This window comes from Alphaproteobacteria bacterium (assembly GCA_025800285.1).
GTDB lineage: Bacteria > Pseudomonadota > Alphaproteobacteria > JAOXRX01 > JAOXRX01 > JAOXRX01.
Genome location: JAOXRX010000020.1, coordinates 1 through 2426 on the forward strand (window position 1 = coordinate 1; position 2426 = coordinate 2426).

The 2426-nt window shown below is 30.6% G+C and carries 4 protein-coding genes; all 4 read right to left on the reverse strand.

What is annotated here, in order from left to right:
* Nucleotides 1–75 precede the first annotated feature (75 nt).
* The 4 genes from OIF36_00430 to rnpA are packed head-to-tail and all read right to left on the reverse strand — an operon-like array spanning nucleotide 76 to nucleotide 2329.
* Entirely contained in the window at nucleotides 76–696 is a 621-nt protein-coding gene (locus OIF36_00430; protein MCV6598938.1) for a protein jag, read from the reverse strand.
* Nucleotides 696–1769 carry a YidC/Oxa1 family membrane protein insertase gene (locus OIF36_00435; protein MCV6598939.1) on the reverse strand — a complete coding sequence of 358 codons (1074 nt, stop codon included), beginning with the start codon at nucleotides 1767–1769 and terminating at the stop codon, nucleotides 696–698. Before OIF36_00435 ends, OIF36_00430 begins: the two co-directional genes overlap by 1 nt.
* A gap of 15 nt (nucleotides 1770–1784) precedes the next feature.
* Nucleotides 1785–1994 carry a membrane protein insertion efficiency factor YidD gene (gene yidD / locus OIF36_00440; GenBank protein MCV6598940.1) on the reverse strand — a complete coding sequence of 70 codons (210 nt, stop codon included), beginning with the start codon at nucleotides 1992–1994 and terminating at the stop codon, nucleotides 1785–1787.
* Between the two features lie 2 nt (nucleotides 1995–1996).
* Nucleotides 1997–2329: a ribonuclease P protein component gene (gene rnpA / locus OIF36_00445; GenBank protein MCV6598941.1), complete on the reverse strand. Its 333-nt coding sequence runs from the start codon at nucleotides 2327–2329 to the stop codon at nucleotides 1997–1999.
* Nucleotides 2330–2426: the final 97 nt, after the last annotated feature.

Here is a 2426-nt window from a genome sequence, read left to right on the forward strand (position 1 = left end):
TGAATAAAATTATTATATCTGTTTTTATCATTAAAAACAAACTTAAACCCAGTATTTCTACTGGGCTTGACTTACTTATTTATTTAAGAAAATCACAACTTTTCTATAAGGTTCTTCACCTTCACTACGAGTATTTACAAATTTATTGTTTTGTAAAGCAGAATGAATAATTCTTCTCTCATATGGATTCATAGGTTCTAATGTGATATCTTTTCTTATTTTTTTAGCTCTATTCGCTAATTTAAATGCTAATTTTTCTAGTGTGTCTTTTCTTTTTTGTCTATAGTTCTCTGTATCTAAGATCACTCTTAAGTATTCATCTCTATCTTTGTTAACAACTAAGCTAACTAAGTATTGTAATGAATCAAGTGTTTGACCTCTTCTACCAATTAATAATGCCATTTCTTTACCAGACATATCAATATATAAACTATTCTGCTTTAACTTAATATTTAGTTTTGCTTCTATTCCCATGTTTCTTAAAACAGATGATAAAAAGTCTTTTGCAACGTCTTCAATGTTTACACGTTTAGTCACTCTAACTCGAGCTTGCTTACCTCCGAATAAACCTAAAATAGCTTTTTTTGATTCTTCTAGAACTTCAATATCTACTTCTAATTCATTGGCTTCTAAATCAAACAATGCTAGTTCAATGGCTTCTTCAACCGTCGCTGCACTTTTTTCAATAGACTTCATTATTCAACCTCCTTATTAACAAGTTTTTTAATAATCGGTTGTTGGACCATTTGGAATAATGAACTTACAGTCCAGTAAACCATTAGTGAAGCTGGATATCTTGCACCTAACATCAAGAACATAAGTGGCATAAAGTATTTCATACTCTTCATCATAGCAGCACCTTGTTGCTGACCTTGTGAAGTACCTGATGTCATTGAGTTAAATGAGAATAATGTAACTAAAGCTGTTAATATTGGCATAATACCAGGTACCCAACTATGAGCACTTTCTGGAATAATTTTTGCGAATAATGGAATATTAGCTAATAAATCTGGATTAGTTAAGTTTTCAATCCATAGGAATGAACCTGATAACAATGTATGTGAAATTGGTTCACCACCACTATAAATAAATGTATCTGGGTACATCAACACTCTAAAGAATGCAATCAATAGAACCATATTGATGATTAAAGGTAAACATCCACTCATTGGATTAATTTTAGCCTTTTGATAAAGTTCCATTGTCTTTTGTTGAGCTTTTTGCTTATCATGCTTGTACTTTTCATTGATTTTAGCAACAATTGGTTGTACCTTTTGCATTTTAACTTGTGACTTCGTTTGGTTAATTGAAATCGGTAATAATACTATTTTTAAGAATATAGTAAAGATAATAATTGCTATTGCATAATCACCAATTAGATTAACAGTAAATCCTAATGCATAACCAATAGGAATCTTAATCATACCTTCTCTACGTTCAGAACGTTCTAATTCCTTAAAAACTTCACCATCTTTTTTAAATATTATTTTTGTACCATCGAAATCATATTCAAATTCTTGTGTATCAAACTCAGTACTTTGGAATTTAATATATTTTACTTTATCAACTTCCTCAAAAGAATAAGTACCTACTAATTTTTCTTCATTACCAAAAAAATTATTTGATTCAAAAGCATTATTACTAAGTAAATCAATTGAAATACCTTGCGAATAATCTTTCCAAATGGCATCTAACGGATTACCGCCACAAGAAATAAGTGTAAACACCAATGTGAACACTATTAATAACAACCCAAGCTTCTTTTTCATGAAACTCCTCCCAAATTATTTTAACGGATCATAACCACCTTTGAAGAGGGGATTACACCGTAATATTCTAAATACACTTAAATAAAATCCTTTAAAAAAACCATACTTTTCGAATGCCTGTAAAGAATACTCGGAGCAAGTTGGCGAGTATCTACAATGTGGTCCTAATAAAGGCGAAATGTTTTTTCGGTAAAACTTAACCAATGCAATCATTACATGTTTCATGGTTACCTCATTAACTTTCCTGTTCTAAAGCAATGCAGCATTGCCTTTTCAACATCTTTATAACTAGAATCTTTACATCGAACCCTTGCAACAAATACTATGTCATATCCTTGTATAAGCTTTTCTTCATTGAGCCTAAATGATTCTTTCATCAATCGCTTAACACGATTCCTAATTACAGCTTTTCCAACTTTTTTACTAACTGAAAATCCAACCTGATTGTAACCTAACTGATTCTTCTTGTAGTACATTACTACATGTCTGTTTACAATTGATTTACCTCTTTTATAAACCTGATTAAATTGTCGTGTATTTCTAAGAACACTAAAAGTCATTTCGCGCCTCCAAATTACAATCAATTGTAAAAAAAGACCACTTACGCGGCCTTATGCACTTAATTTCTTTCTATTCTTGCTTCTACGTGACTTTAAT